23 protein-coding genes are annotated in these 26,208 nt (G+C 39.0%); 6 read left to right on the forward strand and 17 right to left on the reverse strand.

Annotated features, from left to right (window positions below; genetic code table 11):
- Positions 1 to 169 precede the first annotated feature (169 nt).
- Entirely contained in the window at positions 170 to 1,495 is a 1,326-nt protein-coding gene (locus tag I9192_RS18730) for a Na+/H+ antiporter NhaC family protein (RefSeq protein ID WP_200149987.1), read from the forward strand.
- 75 nt (positions 1,496 to 1,570) lie between these two features.
- Here I9192_RS18730 and I9192_RS18735 read toward each other — a convergent pair whose 3' ends face one another.
- A complete protein-coding gene (locus I9192_RS18735; protein ID WP_005031146.1) occupies positions 1,571 to 2,605 on the reverse strand; it encodes an AraC family transcriptional regulator in 1,035 nt (344 codons plus the stop codon).
- A 154-nt stretch (positions 2,606 to 2,759) separates the two neighbouring features.
- Here I9192_RS18735 and I9192_RS18740 point away from each other — a divergent pair, with 154 nt between their 5' ends.
- On the forward strand, positions 2,760 to 3,635 hold the full coding sequence (locus I9192_RS18740; protein WP_005031147.1) for a metal-dependent hydrolase: 876 nt from the start codon (positions 2,760 to 2,762) through the stop codon (positions 3,633 to 3,635).
- 49 nt (positions 3,636 to 3,684) lie between these two features.
- Complete coding sequence (locus I9192_RS18745; RefSeq protein WP_004830260.1) at positions 3,685 to 4,560, forward strand: metal-dependent hydrolase; 876 nt, start codon at positions 3,685 to 3,687, stop codon at positions 4,558 to 4,560.
- Between the two features lie 131 nt (positions 4,561 to 4,691).
- On the opposite strand, the gene I9192_RS18750 is transcribed toward I9192_RS18745, so the two are convergent.
- From I9192_RS18750 to I9192_RS18780, 7 genes are all read right to left on the reverse strand, one after another.
- Entirely contained in the window at positions 4,692 to 5,687 is a 996-nt protein-coding gene (locus I9192_RS18750; RefSeq protein WP_200149988.1) for a DUF2804 domain-containing protein, read from the reverse strand.
- Between the two features lie 218 nt (positions 5,688 to 5,905).
- The gene (locus I9192_RS18755; RefSeq protein ID WP_046760127.1) at positions 5,906 to 8,038 is read right to left on the reverse strand and encodes a 3-hydroxyacyl-CoA dehydrogenase NAD-binding domain-containing protein; all 2,133 of its coding nucleotides are present in this window, start codon (positions 8,036 to 8,038) and stop codon (positions 5,906 to 5,908) included.
- 11 nt (positions 8,039 to 8,049) lie between these two features.
- Positions 8,050 to 9,255 carry an acetyl-CoA C-acetyltransferase gene (locus tag I9192_RS18760; RefSeq protein ID WP_009584685.1) on the reverse strand — a complete coding sequence of 402 codons (1,206 nt, stop codon included), beginning with the start codon at positions 9,253 to 9,255 and terminating at the stop codon, positions 8,050 to 8,052.
- A gap of 208 nt (positions 9,256 to 9,463) precedes the next feature.
- On the reverse strand, positions 9,464 to 9,946 hold the full coding sequence (locus tag I9192_RS18765) for a hypothetical protein (RefSeq protein WP_227567209.1): 483 nt from the start codon (positions 9,944 to 9,946) through the stop codon (positions 9,464 to 9,466).
- 94 nt (positions 9,947 to 10,040) lie between these two features.
- A complete protein-coding gene (locus I9192_RS18770; protein ID WP_200149989.1) occupies positions 10,041 to 10,565 on the reverse strand; it encodes a GNAT family N-acetyltransferase in 525 nt (174 codons plus the stop codon).
- A gap of 92 nt (positions 10,566 to 10,657) precedes the next feature.
- Positions 10,658 to 11,131, reverse strand: a complete 474-nt coding sequence (locus I9192_RS18775; protein ID WP_200149990.1) for a GNAT family N-acetyltransferase — start codon at positions 11,129 to 11,131, stop codon at positions 10,658 to 10,660.
- A gap of 140 nt (positions 11,132 to 11,271) precedes the next feature.
- The gene (locus tag I9192_RS18780; RefSeq protein ID WP_004724010.1) at positions 11,272 to 12,282 is read right to left on the reverse strand and encodes an AraC family transcriptional regulator; all 1,011 of its coding nucleotides are present in this window, start codon (positions 12,280 to 12,282) and stop codon (positions 11,272 to 11,274) included.
- A gap of 211 nt (positions 12,283 to 12,493) precedes the next feature.
- On the opposite strand from I9192_RS18780, the gene I9192_RS18785 reads away from it, so the two are divergent.
- From I9192_RS18785 to I9192_RS18795, 3 genes are all read left to right on the forward strand, one after another.
- Positions 12,494 to 13,612: a CaiB/BaiF CoA transferase family protein gene (locus tag I9192_RS18785; protein WP_200149991.1), complete on the forward strand. Its 1,119-nt coding sequence runs from the start codon at positions 12,494 to 12,496 to the stop codon at positions 13,610 to 13,612.
- Positions 13,613 to 14,024: 412 nt separating this feature from the next.
- Positions 14,025 to 15,278 carry a carbohydrate porin gene (locus I9192_RS18790; protein WP_005031158.1) on the forward strand — a complete coding sequence of 418 codons (1,254 nt, stop codon included), beginning with the start codon at positions 14,025 to 14,027 and terminating at the stop codon, positions 15,276 to 15,278.
- 149 nt (positions 15,279 to 15,427) lie between these two features.
- Positions 15,428 to 17,815: a glucose/quinate/shikimate family membrane-bound PQQ-dependent dehydrogenase gene (locus tag I9192_RS18795; RefSeq protein ID WP_004830273.1), complete on the forward strand. Its 2,388-nt coding sequence runs from the start codon at positions 15,428 to 15,430 to the stop codon at positions 17,813 to 17,815.
- Positions 17,816 to 17,887: 72 nt separating this feature from the next.
- Here I9192_RS18795 and I9192_RS18800 read toward each other — a convergent pair whose 3' ends face one another.
- The 9 genes from I9192_RS18800 to bioA form a co-directional block, all read right to left on the reverse strand.
- Entirely contained in the window at positions 17,888 to 18,292 is a 405-nt protein-coding gene (locus I9192_RS18800) for an NUDIX hydrolase (protein WP_005031160.1), read from the reverse strand.
- A gap of 28 nt (positions 18,293 to 18,320) precedes the next feature.
- On the reverse strand, positions 18,321 to 19,490 hold the full coding sequence (locus I9192_RS18805; RefSeq protein WP_005031162.1) for a low temperature requirement protein A: 1,170 nt from the start codon (positions 19,488 to 19,490) through the stop codon (positions 18,321 to 18,323).
- 431 nt (positions 19,491 to 19,921) lie between these two features.
- Entirely contained in the window at positions 19,922 to 20,386 is a 465-nt protein-coding gene (locus I9192_RS18810; RefSeq protein WP_004830276.1) for a YybH family protein, read from the reverse strand.
- A gap of 655 nt (positions 20,387 to 21,041) precedes the next feature.
- Complete coding sequence (locus I9192_RS18815; RefSeq protein WP_004830277.1) at positions 21,042 to 21,386, reverse strand: YegP family protein; 345 nt, start codon at positions 21,384 to 21,386, stop codon at positions 21,042 to 21,044.
- Between the two features lie 238 nt (positions 21,387 to 21,624).
- Positions 21,625 to 22,083: a hypothetical protein gene (locus I9192_RS18820; RefSeq protein WP_004830278.1), complete on the reverse strand. Its 459-nt coding sequence runs from the start codon at positions 22,081 to 22,083 to the stop codon at positions 21,625 to 21,627.
- A 99-nt stretch (positions 22,084 to 22,182) separates the two neighbouring features.
- A complete protein-coding gene (gene bioD, locus I9192_RS18825; RefSeq protein ID WP_005031164.1) occupies positions 22,183 to 22,827 on the reverse strand; it encodes a dethiobiotin synthase in 645 nt (214 codons plus the stop codon).
- Complete coding sequence (bioC, locus tag I9192_RS18830; protein ID WP_005031166.1) at positions 22,824 to 23,612, reverse strand: malonyl-ACP O-methyltransferase BioC; 789 nt, start codon at positions 23,610 to 23,612, stop codon at positions 22,824 to 22,826. Before bioC ends, bioD begins: the two co-directional genes overlap by 4 nt.
- Before the next feature lie 23 nt (positions 23,613 to 23,635).
- Positions 23,636 to 24,805 carry an 8-amino-7-oxononanoate synthase gene (locus I9192_RS18835; protein ID WP_005031167.1) on the reverse strand — a complete coding sequence of 390 codons (1,170 nt, stop codon included), beginning with the start codon at positions 24,803 to 24,805 and terminating at the stop codon, positions 23,636 to 23,638.
- Positions 24,802 to 26,121, reverse strand: coding sequence for an adenosylmethionine--8-amino-7-oxononanoate transaminase (gene bioA, locus I9192_RS18840; RefSeq protein WP_005031168.1), 1,320 nt, complete (start codon positions 26,119 to 26,121; stop codon positions 24,802 to 24,804). The genes I9192_RS18835 and bioA overlap by 4 nt, the downstream gene beginning before the upstream one ends.
- Positions 26,122 to 26,208: the final 87 nt, after the last annotated feature.

Consider the following 26,208-nt stretch of genomic DNA (forward strand, 5'->3'; position numbering starts at 1 on the left):
TCAAAGTTACCTATTTTTAATATAATGAAAATCCCACATATTTTTTAAAAAATAAAAATAAATCATAACTATAGGGTAAAAAAAGCACTTCTAGAAGATACACAATCATTTTTCAGAAATTGCAAAAGCTGTTTATACTACGCGGGATTCTGATTTTTTATCTCCTCTTATGACCACACTCCCACAGGCTAAAGTGCAAGCCAGTGCGCTTGCGCTATTACCACTTATTGTATTTTTAGCCATTTTTTTAGGCAGCGGTATTTACCATACCATCATTGGTACTGAATTTGCTTTTTATCAAGTCAAAGCCCCGATCGCAGCGTTGCCTGCGATTATATTGGCGATTTTGCTGTATAAAGGAAAAATAAACTCAGCAATTGAAGCATTTTTAAATGGTGCAAGCCATCCAAATTTGATCCTCATGTTTATGGTTTTCATGTTGGCAGGCGCATTTGCGAGTGTGACCAGTAGCATTGGAAGTGTGGATTCAACTGTTCAATTTGGTTTATCCATCATTCCACCGACATTTGTCTTGCCCATGCTGTTTGTGATTTCAGCTTTTATTGCAACTGCAATGGGAACATCAATGGGCACAATTGCAGCTTGTGCTCCGATTGCGTTTGGATTCTCCCAAGCCACAGCGATTCAGCCCATTTATGCCATAAGTGCAGTGGTTAGTGGTGCAATGTTTGGTGATAATCTATCGATGATTTCAGATACCACCATTGCGGCAACGAGAAGTTTAAATGTAGAGCTACGCGACAAATTTCGGGTCAACATTTGGATTGCACTACCGGCTGCAATCATCACCATCATGATTTATTTTTTGACCAGTCACCAATCTCAACTCATTGAGTATAAAAGCTATAACTTATGGTTGATTGTGCCTTATTTGGCTGTTTTCTTTTTGGCTTTTACCCGTTTGCACGTGCTTGCTGTGTTGACGATTGGTATTATCCTTTCTGTCTTAATCGGTCTGGTTGCAAAGCCTGAATTGGATTTACTCAAATTAAATAACGCAATTTATGACGGATTTATGGGAATGTTTGAGGTTGCGCTACTTTCCATGTTTTTAGGTGGACTTTCTGCCATTATGCAAAAGGAAGGTGGTTTAGAGTGGTTAATTCAACGGATTTATTCTGCAACCCGACGATTTAATATTGGTCGACAACGTGCAGGTGAAATTGGTATTAGCTTTTTGGTGATTTTCTCGAATTTATTCGTTGCCAATAATACTGTGGCAATTATCTTATCTGGTGATATGGCACGAGAAGTTGCCAAAGAATATGGTGTAGACCCCAAACGTGCTGCTGCATTCATGGATATTTTTTCATGTGTGATTCAAGGCATTATTCCCTATGGTGCACAACTTTTACTCGCATGCTCAATTGCTAAACTTTCACCTATGGAACTCATCAGCTCCATTTATTACTGCTGGGTATTGGCAATATTTGCAGTTTTAGCTATCGCATTTAGATTTCCAAAATTAAAATAGAAATCATAAATAATAGGCATGAAAAAATTAACTTAGCCTACCGCCATATTGTCTAAGTTAGTTTTTGCAAAGCATTTATGAAGACTTTAAATCTTGCTTTTTTTCTAACAACGTTTGACCACTATATGCTTTATAGGCTCGGGCTAAAGCGGACTGATCCGAGTAACCTAAACGCATTGCAATTTCAGAAAGTTGTATGTCACCACTCAGTAAAAATTCACATCGTTTCATGCGTTCACTTTCAACAATTTTTTTAAAAGAAGTGCCTAAATCACTGAGTTGACGTTGTAAAGTACGTGTCGAAATATGCAGTTCCTGTGCAACATCCTCAATCTTTGGCGCTTGTTCTTTGAGTTTTAAATACTCCGCCACGATAATATGCAATTGCTGGGCAATGGTTTTATAGCGAGGTTTTGCTGCGATCGCTTCTTCTGCCTGCTTGACCAAGAGTTGCATCAAAGATGGGTCAGCTTGTTGTATCTTCAGTTCCAAGCCTTCCATACGCAATACAAAACTATAGTGAGGTTGATTGAATAGCACCTCGCAAGCATAGAACTTTTGATAATGATAGAGTGCCATCTGTGGGGCGTGTGCAAAGTATACTGCTTGTAGGGGAAATTGATTTGGGGGTACGATTTTCCGTGCAAGATGCATCATCAGCGCATTGGTAAATTCATTAATTAAAATATATTTATCATGATGAAATGGCCAAATTAAATGAACATACTGCCCTTTTTGTTGCATCTGCATGGGAATTACTTCATCCCCATCAATCACCAAACGACTAAAGCGCATAATATTTTGTAATGCTTCGGCAACGGTGGTACTTCGGGATGCCATATAACCCAACACTCCAAAATGTTCTGGTCGAACATATTCCGCCATTTCAAAAACAATTTGTGGACAATCGAAAGCCTGTTTGGTTTTTTCAATCAATTTCTGAAAGAATAAATAAGCCGATTGTGTATCAATAGGTAATGACAGGATACTCAGCAAATGTTGTTTTTCATCTGCCTGCAAAAAATCAAGTGTGGCAACATCCACGCCTCGCTCAGCCAAGTACATCTGCCAAAGATGGAAATAGCCGTTCGGAATCTGAAGCTCTTGCATATCCTTGCACTCTTTCAATTCTATATATCAACCAATTTGACATTATAAATTTTCATTCTGTCATAAAATGTATAAAAATTGGCAATATCTGTCAAAACAAAGCTGCAATTTCCCGACATACTGAAATCATCGAAAGCAATGCAAGTAAAACAAAATGAATGCATTAGTTAAATATCAGGTGGACCCAGTCGTTCGCACCAAGCTCGATTTCAAGCTTGAGGATGTTCCTCGCTTCTGGTTTGGCGGAGATCCATTCCGTACACGTTTATTTGATGCTTTGAGCCTAACCTTTCCAGATGGAGAGCGCTACTTTATTGAAAGTGTTCGTTTATTTCGCAATAAAATCACTGATCCAGATTTGCAACAACGGGTTGCTGACTTTATTCGTCAAGAGGCTCAACACGGTATGGCACATGACAAAATGAACCAAGTCATGAAAGACCAAGGAATGCCTGTTGATCGTTTTATTCAGCTTCTACAGAAAATATTTAAATTTGAACTCAGCCAACGTTCTCCACAGTACAACATCGCTATGACCGCTGCAGCGGAACACTTAACCGCACTTATGGCAGAAACTTTTTATCGTCATAAAGCAACTTTAGCTGAAGCACATCCTTATGTTCGCGCTTTGTTAGCATGGCACTCTATTGAGGAAATGGAACATCGAGATGTGGCCTTTGATGTGATGCAACAAGTGGGGGAAGTTCCAGATCATTTACGCCGTTTCGCTTTGGCGTTTACCACAATCATGATGTTCAACTTCACGCTGTACCGAGCCAATATCATGTTGAAGCATGATGGTTTCAGCCGTCTAGAACGAATCAAGATGGCGGCTCAAGGCTTACCCTGGTTCTTTGGAAAGCAAGGTATTCTTTCAGCAATGAGAAGTGAATATTTGGATTGGTTTAAAAAAGATTTCCACCCTAGCCAACATCCAGTAATTCGCCAATATCAAGTTTGGGTCGATACCATGGCTACCACCAATGATCCAATTCAAGCAGGTGAAGCATTTTGGCAAGCAGGTTTATAAGTCTGCTTATGCTACACCTTTGTTGATGGGTAAATGTGAGAATAAAATAATGAATGCATATGTACAACACCAAGTTGATCCTGTAGTCCGAACTAATCTAGATTTTAGATTAAATGAAGTTCCACGTTTTTGGTTCGACAACGACCCTTTCCGAACACGTATGTTTGATGCACTTAGCCTGACTTTTCCTGTCGGTGAACGCTATTTCATCCAAAGTGTACGAGCACTTCGCGATAAAATCACCGATCCAGATTTACAACAACGCGTAACAGATTTCATTAAGCAAGAAGCACAACACGGTCTAGCCCATGACAAAATGAATCAGGAAATGCAACGCCAAGGTATGCCTGTAGATCAGTTTGTTCAGTTTATGGGTGAACATTTTGAGTACATCCTCAAACATCGCTCTAAGCAATACAACATTGCCATGACGGCTGCAGCAGAACACCTCACCGCACTTATGGCAGAAACTTTTTATAGTCATAAAGAAACTTTAGCTGATGTACATCCCTTTGTACGCGCACTCTTTGCTTGGCACTCAATTGAAGAAATGGAGCATCGTGATGTGGCTTTTGATGTGATGAAAGAAGTGGGCGAAGTGTCAGAGAATCTGCGTAAATTCGCGCTGGCTTTTGTAACACTACAAATGTTTGGTTTCACTTTTTATCGTGCCAATGTGATGTTAAAACATGACGGCTTTAGTCGCTTACAACGCGCCAAATTTGCGCTCAAAGGTATTCCTTGGTTCTTTGGTAAGTCTGGAAAATTATCTGCCATGCGTCAGCAATACCTAGATTGGTTTAAAGCCGATTTTCATCCGAGTCAGCACCCTGTGATCCGACAATATCAAGTCTGGGTAGATACTTTGGCTGAAACCAATGATCCAATTGAAGCGGGTGAAGCCTTTTGGCAAGCAGCCCAATAAGACATTGAAATAATTACCCCCCTAGCTGATCAATTTCTTTTTCGGCAACATAAGATTTTATCCAAACCCTTCTTATGTTGCTTTTTTTGTCCTAAATGCTCAATCCAATATTTTAATTCCGAAACGAAGTCTTACCACTTTGCATAATGCTGTTCAAGCAAACCATATTCTTGATTAAGCTGAATGGTTTCACCTGTTTCTGATTCGATGCTACCACTGATCCGTGATTGCCATTGGCTAAATTGACTCCCCACCAAACGTAGGTTTAAATTCTCAAATCTACGCCAACCCGTTTCTATGTGAAGATTGAGTTTCTGATCTAGGGAACGTACTGACCATACATTGGTATCCATTTTTTCAAACAATACATCCGCAACTGCATAGAGTATACCATTGACCCAAAGGCAGTTTTCATTACCAAAACTTTCATTTACACCTGATGCAAGGTTTAAACCAATACGTTGACCTTGCTGATCCCAAAAATTACAAGAAAGCCAAAACCAAGCCGTTTCAGGTCTTAAAAAGCCACAGGTATCATCTAAAGAAGCCAGTGATTGATCATTGAAATGAATCAATTCTTTATGCTTATCAACAAAAAAACCCTCCACAGCCAATGTTGTTTTCTTTTGAGTATAGGTCCAACCATTGATGCCATTAGGACTACATAGGCTTAAAGGTTCAGTACCAGCACAAAATATTCGTGCTTTTAACTGCTCCTCACCATGACGGGTTGCACGAATATAACGCACCCCATTGGCATGTTGCATTTCGAATGCAAACGGCGACTTACTAAAATGGCTTTGGCTATATAAAGGCTGTTCATCAAGTGAAGTACCACGTCCTAAAATGGTATTGGCATTCCACTCTAAAACCTCTTGATTGGTATGATCATATATATAGATGAAACCGTGTCCAGCCCAACCAATATCTGCTATTGCAATCCCAATTGAATATTGTTCGTGCTGAATACCACAAAATTTAAACTTTTTATATTTTAAATGCTTGCGCCAGCCTGTTAATGTTTTTCCATAGGGTGTTTTATAGACATAATCATGAACATTAATTTTGCTGGGCACTTCTTTAAAGCGTCCATAACGTGGCTGACCGTTGCTTTGTATTAAATCCATGTGAATTCCCAATCCTTTTTTATAAGGGAAATATTAGACTTTAGTCGATATTTTGATTATTGCTATTTTTCCACATATAGCAATCTGATTGATCGCAAATCGTAAAAATGGTTTCGCGCATTATATTGAAGAAAAGTGTCACAAATGTATAGTATTTAATCAAAATAAGATAATAAAAAAATAGGGCAATTGCCCTATTTTTCAATGAGATCAATTGATCAGATAATTTTCCCTACTGGAATCTGGTCTATCAATTTCTGTGGTGCTTTAAAACGCTCACCATACTTTGCTTCTAATGCGTTTGCGCGAGCCAATGCTTTTTCCAGACCATATTGGTTGAGGAATTGGATCGCACCTCCTGTCCACGGCGCAAAACCTATTCCAAAAATCGAACCAATATTGGCATCAATTACAGATTCCAAAACATTTTCTTCATAGCAACGTAAAGTGTCCAATGCCTGAACAAACAGGAAGCGATCTATCATTTCTTGCTCAGAAATAACTACATCTTTCTTCCAGTGGCTTAGACCCTCCCATAAATGCTTCTTCCCACCTTCTGGGTATTCATAAAAACCTGCACCTGCTGCTTTACCCTTACGCTCAAAGGTATGAATCATGGTTTCAATCACATCATCTGCACCTGAAAGTGGTAAATCTTTACCTTCTGCTTGCAGTGCTTTACGGGTTTCTTTCGCCACATGTTCAGAAAGCGTTAATGCAACTTCATCCTGAATGGCAAGTGGACCCACTGGCATACCTGCTTTCAATGCAGCCATTTCAATGCGTGCTGGATGGACACCTTCATGCAATAGACGTAAACCCTCTTGTACAAATGTGCCAAAGACACGACTGGTAAAGAAACCGCGACTATCATTGACAACAATAGGCGTTTTACCAATTTGCTGCACATAGTCATAGGCTTTTGCTAAAGTTTCAGCAGAAGTATTCTTACCTTTGATGATTTCCACCAATTGCATTTTATCGACTGGGCTGAAGAAATGCAGACCGATAAAATGAGTATCATCTTTAGAAGCTTTGGCTAAACCCGTAATCGGTAATGTTGAAGTATTTGAAGCCATCACACCACCGTCAACCAAGAACTGTTCAGCTTCTTGAGTCACTTTGGCTTTCAAATCTTGATTTTCAAAAACAGCTTCGATAATCAAATCACAGCCTTTTAAATCTTCTGCAGAAGCAGTTGCTGTAATCAAACTTAAAACTTGATCACGTTTTTCAGCCGTCATACGCCCCTGTGAGACACGCTTATCCAAAAGTTTTTGGCTATATGCTTTGCCTTTTTCAGCATTTTCAACAGATACATCTTTCAGAACAACTTGTATTCCTTTGATCGCTGTAGAATAGGCAATACCTGCACCCATCATGCCTGCACCTAACACACCAACTTTGGTCGCCTGCCATTTTGCAATATCTTTAGGGCGACTTGCGCCAGCTTTGATTGCATTTAAACCATGCCAGAATGTACCGATCATATTTTTCGCCACTTGCCCTGTTGCAAGGTAAGTGAAATAACGATTTTCAATACGGAAAGCTGTATCTACATCAACTTGTGCCCCTTCTACTGCGGCAGCCATGATTGCTTCTGGTGCAGGGTAGCATCCTTTGGTTTTGTCTCTTAACATTGCAGGTGCAATAGCAAGAATTTGCGCAACAGCCGGTGTTTTTGGATCTCCCCCAGGAATCTTATAGCCTTTTACATCATAAGGCTGTTGTGATTTCGGATTCGCCTTAATCCAAGCAATGGCTTTGTCGAGCATGTCTTTCTCATTCTCAGCAAGCTCATTGACTAAACCGAGAGACTTTGCTTTATCCACCCCAAATTGCTTACCTTCCATCAGAAATGGAAAAGCGTTTTGCAATCCAAGTAGTCGTACCATCCGTACGACACCACCACCGCCAGGTAATAAGCCAAGCGTCACCTCAGGCAGACCTAATTTGATTTTAGGATCGTTTAGAGCAATACGATAATGACAACTTAACGCAATTTCCCAACCACCACCTAAAGCAGTTCCGTTAATCGCAGCAACGACAGGTACTCCCAAAGTATCAATTGCACGTAGATCATCTTTGAGTTTTGCAGTCATGTTAAAGAATTCAGTCGCATGCTCTGGTGTTGCTTCAATGAGTTCATCCAAATCACCGCCAGCAAAGAATGTCTTTTTTGCAGAACGATAAATCACACCTTTGAGGTCAGTTTCAGATTTAAGTTTTGAAACAACATTTTCTAAAGCCACACGGAAATCAGCATTCATGGTGTTGGCAGATTGGTTTGGAGAATCCATTGTTAGAATGACAATGCCATCTGCATTTTTTTCATATTGAATTGCGCTCATTATTCTTCTCCTTAAACCAACTCAATAATGGTCGCAATACCCATGCCACCACCCACACACAAGGTTGCTAAACCACGCTTTTTCCCTTGACGTTCTAATTCATCCAACAATGTACCTAAAATCATTGCACCTGTTGCGCCCAGAGGATGCCCCATGGCGATTGCACCACCATTGACATTGACTTTTTCAGCAGGAACGTTAAGTTCAGACATAAAGCGCATCACAACCGATGCAAAAGCTTCATTCACTTCAAATAGATCAATATCATCAATGGTCAGACCCGCTTTTGCCAATGCCTTACGCGCAGCAGGTGCTGGACCAGTCAGCATAATGGTAGGATCTGTTCCAACTAAAGCCGTCGCCAACACTTTGGCACGAGGTTTTAAACCTTGTTCTTTTACTGCTTTTTCAGATGCCAATAACACCACAGCCGCACCATCCACAATTCCTGATGAATTTCCTGCATGATGTACATGGTTAATTTTCTGTGCTTCTGGATATTGCTGTAAAGCAATCGCATCAAAGCCCATGCTACCCATCATTTCAAAACTTGGATTCAGCTTTGCCAAGCCTTCCGCTGTAGTGAGTGGCTTAATAAATTCATCTTTTTCAAGAATCATCACCCCTGCTTTGTCTTTTACCGCCACAACAGATTGATCAAAATAACCTGCTGCTTGCGCCGCCGCTGCTTTACGTTGCGAATTCGCAGCAAACTCATCGACATCCGAACGGCTATAACCATCTAGTGTTGCAATTAAATCAGCGCCAATCCCTTGAGGAACAAAATGTGATTTTAAATTGGTCTCAGGATCAAGCGCCCAAGGTCCACCATCTGAGCCCATTGGAATACGAGACATCGACTCTACGCCACCCGCAACCACAACATCTTCCCAACCAGAACGGACTTTTTGAGCAGCCATATTCACCGCTTCCAAACCTGATGCACAGAAGCGGTTGATTTGTACACCTGCAACATCATTGTCCCAACCTGCTGCAATCGCAGCAGTTTTTGCGATATCACCACCTTGATCTGCAATTGGCGTCACACAACCCAATACGATGTCATCAACTTTGGAAGTATCCAATTGGTGGCGATCTTTCAATTCATTGAGTAATGTTGTTAATAAAGTGATTGGCTTCACTTCATAGAGTGATCCATCTTTCTTTCCTTTTCCGCGTGGTGTGCGAATGGCATCAATGATGTAAGCCTCGCTCATAGCTGTTCCTTCTTATGACTTCTAGATTGTTATGTGCTTCGAGTGTACTTTATAAAGTCGAGAGATCAATGACGAGAACGGAATAGTCGCTTGATATTTTTTGTCAATTGAAAAAAGCTGCAAATTAAAGAGATTTAAATGCCCATATATCAGCACCAAACATTGCTCATTACCTACTAAAACTCATATAAGCATTAAAATCATGTTGCTAAACAAAATCGATATCGAGAATATCACTGAATTCTCTTTTCCCTGTCTGGGCTAAATCAGTTTCATTCCTTGGATAGCTGATGGGTTGATCTTCACTTAAATCTGAATGTAATGTCCCTATTTTTAAGTAGTCTATTTCCGCAAATTGAGGAAATTCATGTTCAACAGCTTCTAATCGTTGAATACATGCAATCGCTTCAGCTTGTGTGAGCGTAATTGCTTTTAAAACCCTTACAATTTGCCCAAAACCCTCAATATATTCACTAATTTCAAAAACAATTTCCCCATTTCGGAAATTACCATCCACAGTAATGATACGGAGATCATCAGCTAAAGATGACTCACGATAAGCTTGATCATGCCAAGGATCATGATCTTTGCGGTATGTCATATACTGTATTCTAGCCTTTTCGGCATCTTCTAAAGTGGTAAAAATACCTAAAATAATGTCAATAAAACGATAAGCTGAGATTGTTCTCATCAACATCCACATACTGTTCTACACCAAATCTTGAGTCCTAAATATTTAATCAAGAATCATCAGTAAACAAATTAACATTCATACTGTATTCACTTTAAATGGATAAAACATTCAATGTCATCGCACAACGACTTTCTCGAAGAAAACCGCATTCAACCTCATGTTGAATTTTTTTTTGGAGATAATCTGGTAAATGATCGTCATCCAGCTTTTGAAAACCTAACTTCTCATAAAATGGGCGATTCCAAATCACATCATTAAATGTCGTTAATGTCAGATTTGAAAAATCATGCTTCCGAGCAAAATCGATAATGTATTCCAGTAATTGCCGTCCAATTCCTTGCTTTTGCAATGTCCCATCCACATCTAATTCAATAATATATAAATCTTGGTTTTGTTTTTCAGCATATAAAAACCCAGTGGCTTGATTTTCAAGATTTACCGAGACAAAGCCATACGCTTTTGAAATCAACTGCATGTGGTCATCTACAGATAAAACTGAGCTGTCTGCTAACCAAGCAAGTGCAGGAATATTCAAAAAAGCTTGCGTTGCCGATTTTTCAATTTCAATTAAGCGTGGAATATCTAAAGTTTCAATTGTTCTAATTAAACATGTCATTTATTGATCTAGCCATACATTTAGCGTTAAGTATGATCAAACTCCCCACTTAAAAAGTTTGAAATTGACATACATCTCCGCTTTACAGAATATCATGCAATGAGCGATGTAACAGACAAGTCTAAATGATAGAACTGATTAAATTCGGTGGCTTGATAGCTTGAGAAAGCATCACCTTTGATAAATCCAAACTTTTTATACAAATGAATTGCTGGATCAAAAGAGGAATGTGTTCCTGTTTCAAGACTCAATTTTTGATATTTTCTCAACTGCGCAATATGCAACAGATGTTTTAAAACTGTAGTTGCTGCGCCTTTACCTAAATGTTGAGGATGAGTCCGCATGGATTTGATTTCGGCATGAATTGGCGAGAGTTCTTGAATAGCGCCACATGCCAAAAGCTCATCTTGATCCCAAAGGGTATAAAAACTGATCTGTGGCTGTTGTAATGCGGCAAGGTCTAAAGCAAAACTATGTTCAATTGGTGAGTTCTCATGCATGCCTGCTAAATGAATGCGAAGCAAGTTTTGTACTTGTATCTCATCAAACTGCCCGAGTTTAATCATTTTTTTAATGCCCTATCGTTTAAACCCATTCCATCATATATCAGAAAATGCATCGACAAAATGCTTAGACATAAAAAAGCCCAAGTCAAACTTGGGCGGAGGATAATCAAAAAATAGTTTTTGATTTCATCATGTTGTCATCAGTGATAACCATGTAATTGGCGATAGAGCCCCGGCGTAACCCCAGTCCATTTTTTAAATGCACGGTGGAAGGTACTGGTTTCACTAAAACCAACTTGTTGAGCCACATCTTCAAGGGTTAAATCTGGATTTAATAACAAATGAATAGCAGCATCACGGCGTAATGCATCTTTAACACCTTGATAGCTTTTACCTTCAGCTGCTAAACGACGGCGCAAAGTTTGTGGGGATAAATACAACATGGATGCTACATCATTCAAGGTCGGCATTTCCTCGCCGATCTGACTCTTCAACACTTCACGGATACGTGATGTCAACGAATTGGTATTTTTAAATTTCACCAAAAGTTGTGCAGGTGCAGCTTTTAAAAACTCTTCTAAACTCGCCTCATCCTGACGAATCGGCAGATCCAAATAGTCGGCAGCAAAGGTAATTTCCGTACGAGGCATGTCGAACTGCATGACAGGTGCAAAGAATAATGCATCATATTCATCTGCATGATTTGGGCGTGGGTAGCCAAAATGTACACGCTCCAGAGGAATACGACGTTCAATTAACCAAGATGCCAAACCATGCCAAATCATCAGCATACTTTCAGTAATGAAGTGATCAGGATCCATGGTTTTTGGAATCAAAGGCACCAAACGTGCTTCATGTTTATCTCGTTCAACTGCTACAGACCATTCATCACCAAATAATTTATAGAATTGGGAGGATAGTTCTAAAGCGTCACCCAGTGTTTTAGCATGGATGATCAATTGGCACATAATGGCAAAAGAGCCTAGACGACGTGGTTGAATATCAAATCCAACATGTTCATCTTGGGTAACCATCCACAACATTTTCACGAAGCGAGTATATTGCTCTGGTGAAATACGTGCTTTAGGCTGACGCAGTAATTCTGCTTCTATGCCAACATGTGAAAGTAAAGTATCAACGTCCATTCCTAAACGTTTTACACCGGTTAAGGCTGCATTCACAAAATGGATACTGATCGTATCACGACTCATGGTAAATCCTTCACTCTCTTTGATGTTCACTAACAATTGACCTAAATGACGCTAAAAAATGTTTTATTGGCGATTTACAACAGTGCAGATCACCTTTTTACATCATAAATTGCCGAAATGATCAAGGTAAATGGCTGAACATGACATTGTTTTGTTAATTTTATATTTCTATTATGGATGTAAAATCAACACTATATTGGTAAAAACAATTATGACAAGCGCTTTAAAGGGATTGAAAGTACTCGATTTTTCGACTTTATTACCCGGTCCATTCGCAACTTTATATCTTGCCGACTTAGGTGCAGAAGTGATCCATATCGAGTCACCTACTCGTCCAGATCTGGTTCGTTTGTTTCCTCCCTATGCAAATGGACAAGCAACATCACATAGTTATCTGAATCGAAACAAACAATCTGTCACCTTAGATTTAAAAGATCCTGCCAGTATAGCGCAGGTCAAGGAAAAAATTTCTGAATACGATATTGTGGTTGAACAATTCCGTCCCGGAGTAATGCAACGTTTGGGTTTAGACTATCAAACCCTGTCTGAAATTAACCCTCGTCTGATTTACTGCTCGATTACAGGTTATGGGCAATCTGGCACATATAAAGATAAGGCGGGACATGATATTAACTATATTGCATTGTCTGGAATCGCGGGGCATTGTGGTCGTCAAGACAGTGGACCACCACCGATGGGAATTCAGATCGCCGACGTCGCAGGTGGTTCATTACATGCGGTGATTGGGATTCTTGCGGCTGTGGTCGAACGTCAAAATAGCGGACTTGGACAGTACATTGATATTTCTATGACAGACTGTGTGGTTGGGCTCAACAATATGGCTGCCGCAGCCAGTTTGGCAGGTGGGCAACATCAACAGCGTGAGTTAGAACAACTGAATGGCGGTACATTCTATGATTATTATGCAACTGCCGATGATCGTTACTTATCGATCGGTAGTTTAGAACCACAATTTATGACAGGTTTAGCAACAGCGCTCGAACTGCCAATTCTATTAGAAAAAGGTACTTCTTTTGACCCTGAAGACCGCCAAATGGTCAAACAAGCAATTCGAGAAAAGATTAAAACTCAAACACTTGCAACATGGAATGATTTATTTAGCCAACTGGATGTTTGTGTAGAGCCAGTCTTAAGTTTGGATGAAGCCCTAAACTCCAAAATTTCCAAAGAACGCGGTTGGGTGATCAATGTTCCATTAAAAGCCAATGCAGATCAAACCGAACCCCAGTTAGCATGTCCAATAAAATTTTCAAGATCACAAATGCGTTATCAATATATTGGTCAGCAACTCGGCGAAGGAAATTTGTAGCAACACACTCACTACAACATCTTTTAAGTTAAATAAAATTACAAATTGGTCATTTTATTTACAATTTGTATGAATTGTAAGCAGAGCATCCTGTGTAATCTTGATACTAATCAATTACACAGGTGTTCTGATGATGCTTCATTATTCCTGCTTCTTAATGCCTCTAAAATCCTCACCCCCTACGTTTCATAATCATTTCAAGCACTATACAAATAAATTTAGTCCAACAAAAACAACAGAATAAATTAACCACAAAGATACCCTTATTTTAATTATGTATTTACAAAGAATTATCACCATACGATAAACCTTTTGCATAAATTACAATTAAAAGTCAAAATTAATAGATTTTTATACGAATATGAGAGTATCATAAACAATTAGTTACAAAGTGTTATCAAGGTCACCAAATATGAATAAATCTAAAGGTTACTTTTATGGGGCAATCAGCCTATTGTCTTTATGTTGTTCTTTTCAAAGTACACAGGCAGCTGATGCATTTGATCCACAAAGTCCGTGGATGCTTGGCGACTGGAATGGCAAGCGAACCGAGTTGCAACAAAAAGGTTATGACTTCAGTTTCGGTTATACTGGCGAATTAGCCACATTACTGGATTCAAAAAATCATTCAAGCCACGGTACCGAGTATGCAGATCAGTTTGCATTGGGTACCCATATCGACTTAGAGAAAGTATTGGGTTGGAAAGATACAGAAGCCCAAATCACCATCACTGAACGTAATGGTCGCTCGCTCTCACAAACCTCAGACGCGCTTGCTGGACAACTCAGCTCGACCCAAGAAGTTTGGGGACGAGGTCAAACTTGGCGCCTTACTGATTTCTGGATCAAGAAAAAATTCTTTGATCAAAAATTAGATATTAAAGTGGGTCGTTTTGGCGAAGGCGAAGATTTTAACAGTTTTGACTGTGATTTTCAAAACCTTGCACTCTGCGGCTCTCAAGTGGGGAACTGGGTTGGTGATCAATGGTACAACTGGCCTGTCAGTCAATGGGCAATTCGAGCGAAATACAATCTCAACCCTGAACTTTATGCGCAACTTGGCGCTTATGAATATAATCCTGAGAACTTAAAGCGTGGCAAAGGTTTCAACCTCAGCACAGATGGTTCTCATGGCACAATTATTCCAGCAGAAGTGGTTTGGCAACCTAAACTCAGCACAGCCAATTTACCCGGCGAATATCGTTTGGGCTATTACTACAGCACAGTCGATGCGCAAACCATCAAAAACCCAAATAAAACCGATCATAAACAAGGCGGATGGGTCGTTGCAAAACAACAATTCACTACACACCAAGGTGATGTAAACCGTGGTTTGACGGGTTTTGTGAATTTAACCTTGCATGACTCAACCACCAATACGGTAGACAATATGCAAAATATTGGACTGGTCTATAAAGGTCCATTTGATGCACGCCCTCAAGATGATATCGCCATCGGCTTTTCACGGATTAGCATCAATTCTGATGTCAATGACATTCAAACTCGTCAACAAGACGAAGAATATAACACCGAAGTTTATTATGGTGTACATGCCACCAACTGGCTCACAATTCGTCCAAATGTACAGTATATCCGCCATGTCGGTGCATATAAAAATGGCGAAAATGCGTGGGTTGGCGGCATTAAATTGCAAACTGCATTTTAGTTTGTAGACGATAAATATTTTGATGCCTACTCATATGTTCTCCCAAGGCATTAAAATATTTAAAGTCTAGTTTTTTAAGTTCTCTGCTTCATCAAACCTTATGGGAATGATCAAGCATTCAAAATTAATTAAATAGATAGGTGGTCAATATGCAAACTCCATCTTCAGGATTTAGAACATTTACCATTGCGATTGCAATCGTATTTGGTTTAGTCCTCTTTATTGGTGGCGTATGGCTTGCAGCACTTGGTGGGTCTTGGTACTACATCATCGCAGGCATACTTTTCATTGCAACAGCAATTTTATTACGTAAGTTAAGCAGTTCTGCTTTATATGTCTATGCCGCATTGGTACTCGGTACTGTGGTATGGGGGCTTTGGGAAGTCGGCTCTGACTTTTTCGCACTTGCGCCTCGTTTAGACATCTTAGGCGTGTTTGGTTTATGGTTGCTTATTCCAGCGGTAACACGTGGTTTCGATGCCAAAAGCGCTAAAATTGCACTTTCTGGTACTTTGGCAATCACGATTGCTGTTATGGCATATTCGATCTTTAATGATCCACAAGAAATTCGTGGGACATTATCCGCAAAACAACCAACCCCTGCTCCAATTGATGGAATCGCTGATGCGGATTGGCCTGCATATGGGCGCACTCAATCAGGTTTACGTTATTCTCCATTGAACCAAATAAACTCGGACAACGTGAAAGACCTGCAAGTTGCATGGACTTATCATACAGGCGAGTCAAAAACCGAGAATGACTCTGGTGAAACAACCAATCAGGTTACTCCGATTAAAATCGGCAATAACATGTATTTGTGTACGACCCACCAAAAATTGGTTTCTCTTGATCCCTCTACAGGTAAAGAAAAGTGGGTATTTGATCCAAAACTTAAATCAGATAATACTTTCCAACACTTAACCTGTCGTGGTGTTTCTTACTACGATGCAAATAACACTGTAGGTTTTGCAACAAGCCTGCAAGCAAAAAAATCATCTTCAACAGAATGCCCACGTAAAGTCATTTTACCTGTAAACGATGGTCGTATCGTTGCCGTAAATGCTGATACAGGTAAAGCATGTTCTGACTTTGGTCATAACGGTGAAGTTGATTTGCAAAAAGATATGCCATTCCCTTATCCGGGCGGCTATATTCCAACGTCTCCACCAGTAGTTACGGGTACAACTATTATCATTGGTGGTTCAACAACCGATAACTATTCTACGCAAGAACCCTCTGGTGTAATTCGTGGTTATGACGTGAATACAGGTGCTTTGCTTTGGGTATTTGACACAGGTGCTGAAGATCCAAACCAGATTCCAGGTCCTGGTCAAAAATATGTCAACAATTCACCAAATGCATGGGCACCACTCGCCTATGATGCAAAACTCGATATTGTTTATGTACCCACTGGTGTAGGTACACCTGATATCTGGGGCGGTAACCGGACCAAACTGCATGAGCGTTATGCCAACTCAATGTTAGCATTGAATGCAACGACAGGTAAATTGGTCTGGAACTTCCAAACCACTCACCATGATTTATGGGATATGGATGTACCTTCTCAACCAACCTTGGCTGATATTAAAGATAAAACAGGACAAACTGTTCCTGCCATCTATGTATTGACCAAAACAGGAAATGCCTTTGTTTTAGACCGTCGTAATGGTCAAGCTATCGTTCCGATTAATGAACGTCCAGTACCACAAACTGTAAAACGTGGTCCACAAACCAAAGGCGAATTCTATTCCCCAACTCAACCATTCTCAGACTTCAACTTAGCGCCTAAAGATAAATTGACAGATAAACAAATGTGGGGCGCAACCATGTTTGACCAATTAATCTGTCGTGTCTCATTCCATCGTTTAAATTATGATGGCATTTATACTCCACCTTCAGAAAATGGCACGCTCGTTTTCCCGGGTAATTTAGGTGTATTTGAATGGGGTGGTTTATCACTGAACCCTGACCGTCAAATTGCTGTGATGAACCCAATTGGACTGCCATTTGTCAGTAAATTGATTCCAGCTGACCCTAACCGTAAGCAAACAGCAAAAGGTGCAGGTACCGAAGCAGGTGTTCAACCGATGTATGGTGTTCCTTATGGTGTTGAAATCAGTGCTTTCCTTTCACCATTCGGCTTACCATGTAAACAACCTGCATGGGGCTATGTTGCTGGTGTCGATTTAAAAACACATGATGTCGCATGGAAACGTCGTATCGGTACCATCCGTGACAGTATGCCAGGGATTCCATTACCGCCGTTCAAAATGGGTGTACCAATGTTAGGTGGCTCTATTTCAACAGCTGGTAATGTTATGTTCATTGGCGCAACGCAAGACGATTATATTCGTGCCATTAATGTCACCAATGGTGATGAATTATGGAAAGGTCGTTTGCCTGCAGGTGGACAAGCAACCCCAATGACCTATGAAAGCAACGGCAAACAATATGTTGTGATCATGGCAGGTGGACATGGTTCATTTGGGACCAAGATGGGTGACTCTATTGTCGCTTATGCCCTACCAGATAAATAAGGTAATGAACTGAGAATAAAAAACAGGTCTTGATGACCTGTTTTTTATTGTTTCCGAAAAAGAGACATCACCTTAAAATGACCGGCTGATGACCTGACCATCAAAGTTAAAACAATCTTCGACCCGAATTTTTTGTACAGGGGAAAGCTGATCAAAATCAAACCATTGGTATTCAGAATGCTCTTCACTTAAATGAATCTGTTGATCACTTGGCAAAGTACATTTAAAAATAAAGGCATGGGAATTAACGGTAGGGTGATAATAAATACCGGATAGATATTCAATCTTCACATCACAACCCAATTCCTCTTGGCATTCACGGCGTAACGTTTCATGTACTGTTTCACCTTGATCCAATCCTCCACCAGGTAAACCCCATGCACAACCTGCATAAGTTGCCTTTAATAAGAGGACTTGCTGTTGTTCGTTGAAAATAACAGCATGTGAACTCATTCGGTAAAAATCATGAAACCCCATTTACGCCACCCTGATCATAAGACTCTGCTTATCTTGCTAAATAACATTTTGAAAAAATAAGACGTAATGCATAAATGATGGCGATCACAAATACAGCATAGCCCGTTTGATGCAATATCATAGGAATACACAGCACAATGACAGCGGTTATTGGATAAAACCATTTCTTTATACCAGACAAATGATGAATATCCTGTAATAACCATAGGCTAGCGCTATATACAATCAAAGAAATTGCAATAAAATATGTTACGATCTCAGCAGAAATTTCAGCTTTATGGGTCACAACATCAACGGCAGCAGCCAAGCCGGCACCCAATGCAGCAATACTCACGAAAATAAAAAAATGACCATAACCCCATGAGAATGCACGTTTACGACTATTCAATCTTTCAGCAACATCGTGATCAAAATACGCCCACCACATGGTAAACATGATCAATAAGCCACCAATGGTTAAAAAGATCAACTCTTGGCTTAACAGCTGATTATTTAAAGCATCAGAAATTGCTGCAAAACATCCTATGATCGACTCACCTAACACAATGATGGTGAGCAATGCATATCGCTCTGAAATATGATGCGGATGCCAAGGTGTCATATTATGTGCTTCGGCAAAGATAGGGACGCTGAGTTCTGCAATCACCAAAAGCACAAATAGATATAGGGTAAAATGAATCGGCGAAAAATGAAAAAGTAACCAACCAATCTGCACAAGGATAATACCAAAAGCATATCTCAAAGCCGTTTGCTTACGCTCTGGATCATTTTTCGCAACCCGAAACCATTGTGTTACCAATCCAAGGCGCATAATGACGTAGCCGATAATAATCACATCAAAATCTTGCTGCTGAAAAGCACTCGGAATGCCAGCCGCCATAACCAAAGAACCGATGATTTGTACAAAAGTCATGATGCGATAAAACACATCATCATTGTCATAAGCCGAGGCAAACCAGCTAAAATTCATCCATGCCCACCACAGTGCAAAAAACACCATGAAATAAAGCAATAAACCATGTGATAAATGGTTTTCAATAATACTATGATGTAATTGCTGCCCTGCTGTTGCGATTGCCACCACAAAAATCAAATCAAACAACAATTCTAAAGATGTTGCCACTCGATGTGGCTCATGAGGATTACGTGGAGTTAAGGGTTTTAACCAACCATATTTTGCAAACAATGAATTTGGCATTATTTTTCACATTTTGAGATTATTTTCATGATTTTTTCAAAACTCGATCTGTGATTCAAGTAGCAAACCAACAAGCACTGAAAAATCTTTTTTGCCACTTCAAATGATTGCTATTGAATTTAAATAAACGCCCAAGAAAGAGCGTTTATTTTATAAAGATTAGGGTCTGTGGGCATTTCATAAATGGCTTGCGTTGTAGGTTAAAATTGAGCAGGCAAGGCATGAAATGAAAAGAATAGCGAGACTATTTTTAAGTTTCATAACGTAGCCTGAGATAATTTTAGCCACAACCCTTCGGGACTAGCGTGTTTTTTGTCGCTTCGTCGTTACGAACTACTCATTTAGAATGACTAAATTTCGTATTTCGCGCCTAGAATCGCCTAAAAAACACACCTAGTCGCAAACATAGACGAATTGTCCACAAACCCTAATTATACTACTAATCTCAATTTTGCCTTGTCTTTTAACATAATGGCTTTGCCAGTCATCATATCTATTGGCATTGAGATATGTTGATGTACCACCAACCATTGCCCTTCTTTCTTTTGAAGACATAATGTGGTTCGACACCAAGGCATTTGTAACTTATCTTTCAGTGCCGTATTTTCCACTTTAGAATGACAATGCAGTATGGCCAAATCGTTTGAGGCATATATTTTCATATTACGTCGAACAATTTTTATATTCTCGCTAAAATAAGGGCTAAACTTTTCCCATTCCTGTTTATAGGCGTGAATACCATCCATTTGAGTACTGACGTCAAACAGACTGACATCTTGTGCACATTGATCTAAGAGGTGTTCAAGACTGTTACCAACAACAGCAGCATCCCATATTTGAATTTGGGAAATAACCTCAGCAGCAATTTGTGAATTACCAGCGATTTCTATTTTCATCGAGAAACCTCACTTATTTGTGACCAATTTAACACTTAATAAATATTATGTGAATTATATTAGTGTTTATTTAAGTGACTGCTGAATCTAAATCAAACCTATCTCTTGTGATTATTCCAATATGATTATTTTATGGAATATCTCCTATAATCTAGATACACTCACCCAACTCCATCGATATAATTCTTCATTACATTAGCAATATTTAAAAATACTCAATTTAATTCACATATTTTCCGAAAAGTATTTGATTAAATGGTCAAATACCCTAATCGCAAATTATTTATTAAAACTCAATAATACCAAACCGATACAGTGAACTTAATTTGATAATAAATTGACCATAACATATTTAAATTTTAAAAATGCTTAAAAATAGTCATATAAATTTATGATAAAAACTCAATTAAGATTTAAAAGTAAATGCAAAGCTAATAAATATAATACTCTTGATGTTTTTATATTCTATCTTTTTAAAATGTATTTGAAGATTTATGTCAAAATTGTAATTTTAAACTTAACAATTTCATTAAAATTCATTTAAATAATTTCATTGAATTGATCAATTTTGATAAATAATGGTATTTTTAATCAACTTAATATTGCCATAAAAAAAGCATGTAAATCACATGCTTTTTTAGAAAATTTTAACAGTCTATTCTGCTTGTTCAGTTAAATCTTTAATTTTCTCAGAAGGACCATTTTTCTTTACAGATTCAATCCCATTATCGCGCGCTGCATCACCCGAATAAAATTGGCTCGTTCCAATGATTTGATGATTTGCGGCTTTTAAATTGAAGTAGGGTTTACCATTTTTGGCTTCAAGGCGATCATAACGAGCATCATCGGGGCTATTTTTTTGTACAGAAGCAATACCGTTCTGTGCTGAAGCCTTTGCTTTATACAATTCACTGGTAAGAATAATTTCTCCATTTCCTGCTTTCAATACAAAGCGATATTGACCATCTTTTGCTTGACTAATTTCATACCATCCTGACATGGCTCACCTCTTGATTGTTTTCAGTTTATTTTATTACACAGCGCTTATTGGATATAAATTACGCTACTGATATGAAATATAAATGACTTTTGATTTTTTAAAAAGACTAATTTGTTATGACTTTATGCTGAATGTAACGACGATAAGAAGCGATTAGGAAAATTTTTAAATATTCTTTATTATCAAACAGAAACATATCTTTAATTAATTTCCTCATTACAATTTAATGTTCAATCATTTATCGACTAAATGCATCTGTATGACCATAGCTTTTATATTTTATCTTGAGTAGTCGTTCAATTTCGGAATCATTGCCACGCAAAAACTTTTCCAAACAGTCACGAAATACCTCAAAAGGCACATCATCGTTATCAAAGCTTGGCATGCTTTCAGATTTAAATAAACCAAAAAGATGTGACTTTTGCTGTTTTTGATACAGTTCTGCATGCACATTAAAATTATATTGATCGTGACTGTAGGCAATCAAAAGACCACCAAACTTACGCCCACTCTGTATCTGCTCAACCTGAAAAAAGGGAAACTCGCCTTGATGTTGCTCTAACATCCCCCAAACAGCTTGTTTCGACCAATCAATTTGATCAAAGCTATTTAAAATTTGAGTGGATGCATTACTTTCAAAATCTAAAGAAGAGCGTTCAGACTCATTCAATAATTCAATTTGAATTTTAAAACTCATCAGCAGCATCCTCTCTCTGTTTAAGCGCTTTCAAGTTAAAACCTACTCTCGAAAGCAAAGTATTTTTATACAGCATCAAGCACTTGATAGCGTGCTTTATCATGAGATTACTGGAATATCGATCCAGATACTGTTCGGAAAATGTTTCCCTAAATAGGCTTTTAAATATTCTGCGGTATCTTTTGAAATTAGTTCATCCTGAGATTCATCATTTAAGTTATAGGCAAGCGCATACAACTCTAAATCACGACTCTTCAATGCTTCTAAACTTAAAATCGTATGATTAATACTCCCTAAACGACCAGAACTCACTAAAATCACTGGCAGTTTTTTCTGAGCGATATAATCAATTGTCAGCAGCTCTGTAGTGAGTGGCACCATCAAACCACCGGCACCTTCCAATAAAACAGCTTCATAGTTTTGTGCAAGTTGATCTGTGGCAGATTCAATTTTTTGGAAGTCGATTTCACGTCCATCTATTTGTGTTGCCAAATGTGGTGATGCAGGATAAGTAAAAATTTCTGGCATGGTCAGTTTGGTTTCATCTTCTGGAAACCAGCCCATGCCCATAATTTCTCGATGTTGTTGAATATCTTCTGATATATCTGTATTACCAGTCTGAATCAACTTTTGAGTAATAGTTTTACGCCCTTGCGCATTCCACAATTTTGCTAAATATCCCGTCGTATAGGTCTTGCCAATCCCCGTATCTATTCCACTAATAAAGTAAACTGATCCAGTCATGACATTCTCCGCGCGATACAATAAATAGGATGATAAGTCAGGCGATACTGAAGTACTCCTGCCTCATCAACATAAGAAAACTGTTGATAATTTTGGTAAAAATCCATAAGGCTTTGCTTTGTCCAACGGAATGAAGAAGCCGTTGCGGTTACACCTGTGGCTTTTAAATGTTGTAAAACTTGTTTGGGATGGGTAAAAGTCAACTGTTCAATCTGCTCAGATAAATGCAAAATTTCAAAACCATTTTTCTGCAATTTAGCCTGTAAGTCCTTGATAGATAAATAGCTCAATCCCTGCCCTGTTAAGCTTTTAATTTCTCGCAAATTGTGCTGACCAAAACTCGAAAAACACAGTTCGGCTTGTGCGGTTAAATGATGAAACGCCTGTTTAAAAATCGCATCTAAATCATTTATCCACTGTAGGGCAGAGCTTGAAGCAACCAAGTTCAAGTTTTGTGGAAACTCAAGTTGTTCAATATCCCCAATTAACCAGTTTACCTGAGGGTTACTTATTACATTAAAGTTAAAATGCTGCTGAACATCTTCATAAAGATCATTCAAAATCAAATCTTTGATATTGAATTTTTGTATTAAAAGCTGGGTTAGATTTCCTGAACCACAACCAATTTCAAATACTTTGTCATACTCACCAACACCATATTGAGTGATTAAATCAGACAAATGCTGAGCAATTTTTCTTTGCACGATTGCTTGTTCTGGATAGCTCTGCCCTGCCTGCGCAAAACGCAACGCAATCTGTGACATATCAAGTTTTAGAGATTTCACATTCAGCTCACAATACGTTCTGCTTACAATAGGGGAATCAGCTGATCTAAATCAGCTCGAGATATTTGAGCAGTTAAAGAAATACGTAACCTTGAGCCGTGTTGTGGAACAGTCGGTGGACGTACAGGCATAATGTAAAACCCTGCTTCTTGTAAAGTTTTTGCCTTCATCACTGTTTGGCTTGAGTCGCCAATAATCACGGGAACAATATGAGAAGTAGATGGACAATCAAAGCCCTTCGCTTGTACAGCCTGTTGTAAGTACCCACTGGTATTGTATAAATGTTGGCGCAATTGATTTAAACCTAAAACTTTCTGAAAGATAAAATTTGTCCAAGCCATACAAACTGGGGGTTGAGCCGTACTAAAAATCAAAGGACGCATCGAATTAATCAGAAACGCTCGAATGACTGGGTGACAAATTAAATAGCCACCAACTGATGCAATTGCCTTACCGAAAGTTCCAACTAAAAAATCAATCTCTTCGATCACTTGATATTGCTCAGCACAACCCAAACCGTGCTCACCTCGAACACCGATTGCATGTGCTTCATCTACATATAACATGACTTTGCAAAACTGCTTTTTAATCTCAACCAATTTTGTTAAATCTGTTTCATCACCATCCATACTAAAAATGGATTCAGTCACCACAATAATCCGCTCAAAAGCCTCATCATCATGATATTTAAGCAACAATTGAGCCAAATGTTCGAGATCATTATGTCGATAGCGCACATATTTTGCGGATGACAAACGGATGCCATCAATCATGCTGGCATGAATTAATTTATCAGCAAGAATCAGTGTCTTACTATCAGCAAGAGCAGGCAGAATACCAATATTCATATGATAGCCACTGTTAAACAGCAACGCAGCACGACCGTTAAAAGCTTGAGTTAAACTTTCTTCTAGCAATTCATATTCTGGAAAATTCCCCGTCAACAAGCGTGAAGATGAAGAGCTCATTCGGTGCTGAGCATTTGGCGTTTCATCAAAGAATTGCTTTCTTAGTTCAAGGTCAGAAGCCAAACCTAAATAGTCATTTGAAGCGAAATTTAGCATTTGCTGATCATGGATATATATCTCACGACCTTGCTGTGTATTTGAACTAAATTGTCGAAAGTTTCCTTGTTGCTTTAGCTCATCCAATTGTTTGGCATAGTGGTCCAGCAATCTATTGGTTGCACTCATATGTTTTGCTCCATACCGCTAACAACTTCAACCAACTGTGTAAGTAAAATATAAAGCTCACTGTCCTTAATCACATAAGGCGGCATCACATAAACCAATTTACCAAACGGACGAACCCAAATACCACGACGTACAAATTCTTGTTGTAAGGTTTTCATATCTACATTAACGGTGAGTTCAACCACACCGATTGCTCCCAATACACGGACATCAGCAACATGCTTGAGTGATTGTAATGGTGTCAAATGGCGATTAAGCTGAGTTTCGATACGCTGAATATTGTTTTGCCAATCTTGATTTATGAGTAATTCAGTGCTTTTTACCGCCACAGCACAAGCTAAAGGATTTGCCATAAAAGTAGGACCATGCATAAATACCCCCGCCTCTCCCTGACTAATCGTTTCAGCCACCTGCTTTGAGGTAATCGTCGCTGAAAGGGTCATATATCCACCCGTCAAACCTTTACCTATACACATGATGTCAGGTTCGACTTGCGCATGTTCCCATGCAAATAATTTTCCTGTGCGTCCAAAGCCAGTTGCAATTTCATCAAAAATTAATAAAACATCATATTGCTCACAGAGCAATTTGGCTTGACGTAAATATTCAGGATGATAAAAACGCATCCCTCCCGCACCTTGTACAATCGGCTCAAGAATCAAACCTGCAATACTGGCATGATGTACTGCCAAAGTTTCTTCAAGTGCCGCTATATCTTGTTGATCCCATTCTTCATAAAAACCAACTTTGGGTGCAGGGACAAAAAAACGGTTGGGTAAACTTGATCCAAAAATTTGATGCATACCTGTTACGGGATCACAGACAGACATCGCATTCCATGTATCTCCATGATAACCAGAGCGGGGGGTGACAAAATTGGTTTTTAGCGCGTTGCCTTGAGCAGACCAATATTGCACTGCCATTTTTAATGCGACTTCAACTGCAACAGAACCGGAATCTGCAAAGAAAATTTTGTCGAGACTTGGCGGAGTGATTTCAAGCAACAACTTTCCCAATTGTATCGCAGGATCATGGGTAAATCCGCCAAACATAATATGTGACATATTTTGGAGTTGATCGGTGACTGCTTGATTTAATTCAGGATGGTTATAACCATGAATCGCACACCACCATGAGGACATACCATCGATGAGTTGACGACCATCTTCAAGTTCAATTGTTGCACCAAACGCCTTTTTGACTTTAAAACTGGGTAAGGGCTGTGTCATGGATGTATAAGGATGCCAAAGATGTTCACGATCAAAACCTAGATCATCTGCGACCAATTCGTTCGCTCGGTTGTTTAAATCGGTCATCCATTTACTCCAGTATCCATAGGTAAAGCAGTTACAGCAAAAACAGTGTACCGATGTTAAACCTACAGAGAATAAAAATAAATTGCG

Source organism: Acinetobacter bereziniae, from assembly GCF_016576965.1.
In the GTDB taxonomy this organism is placed as follows: Bacteria; Pseudomonadota; Gammaproteobacteria; order Pseudomonadales; family Moraxellaceae; genus Acinetobacter; species Acinetobacter bereziniae.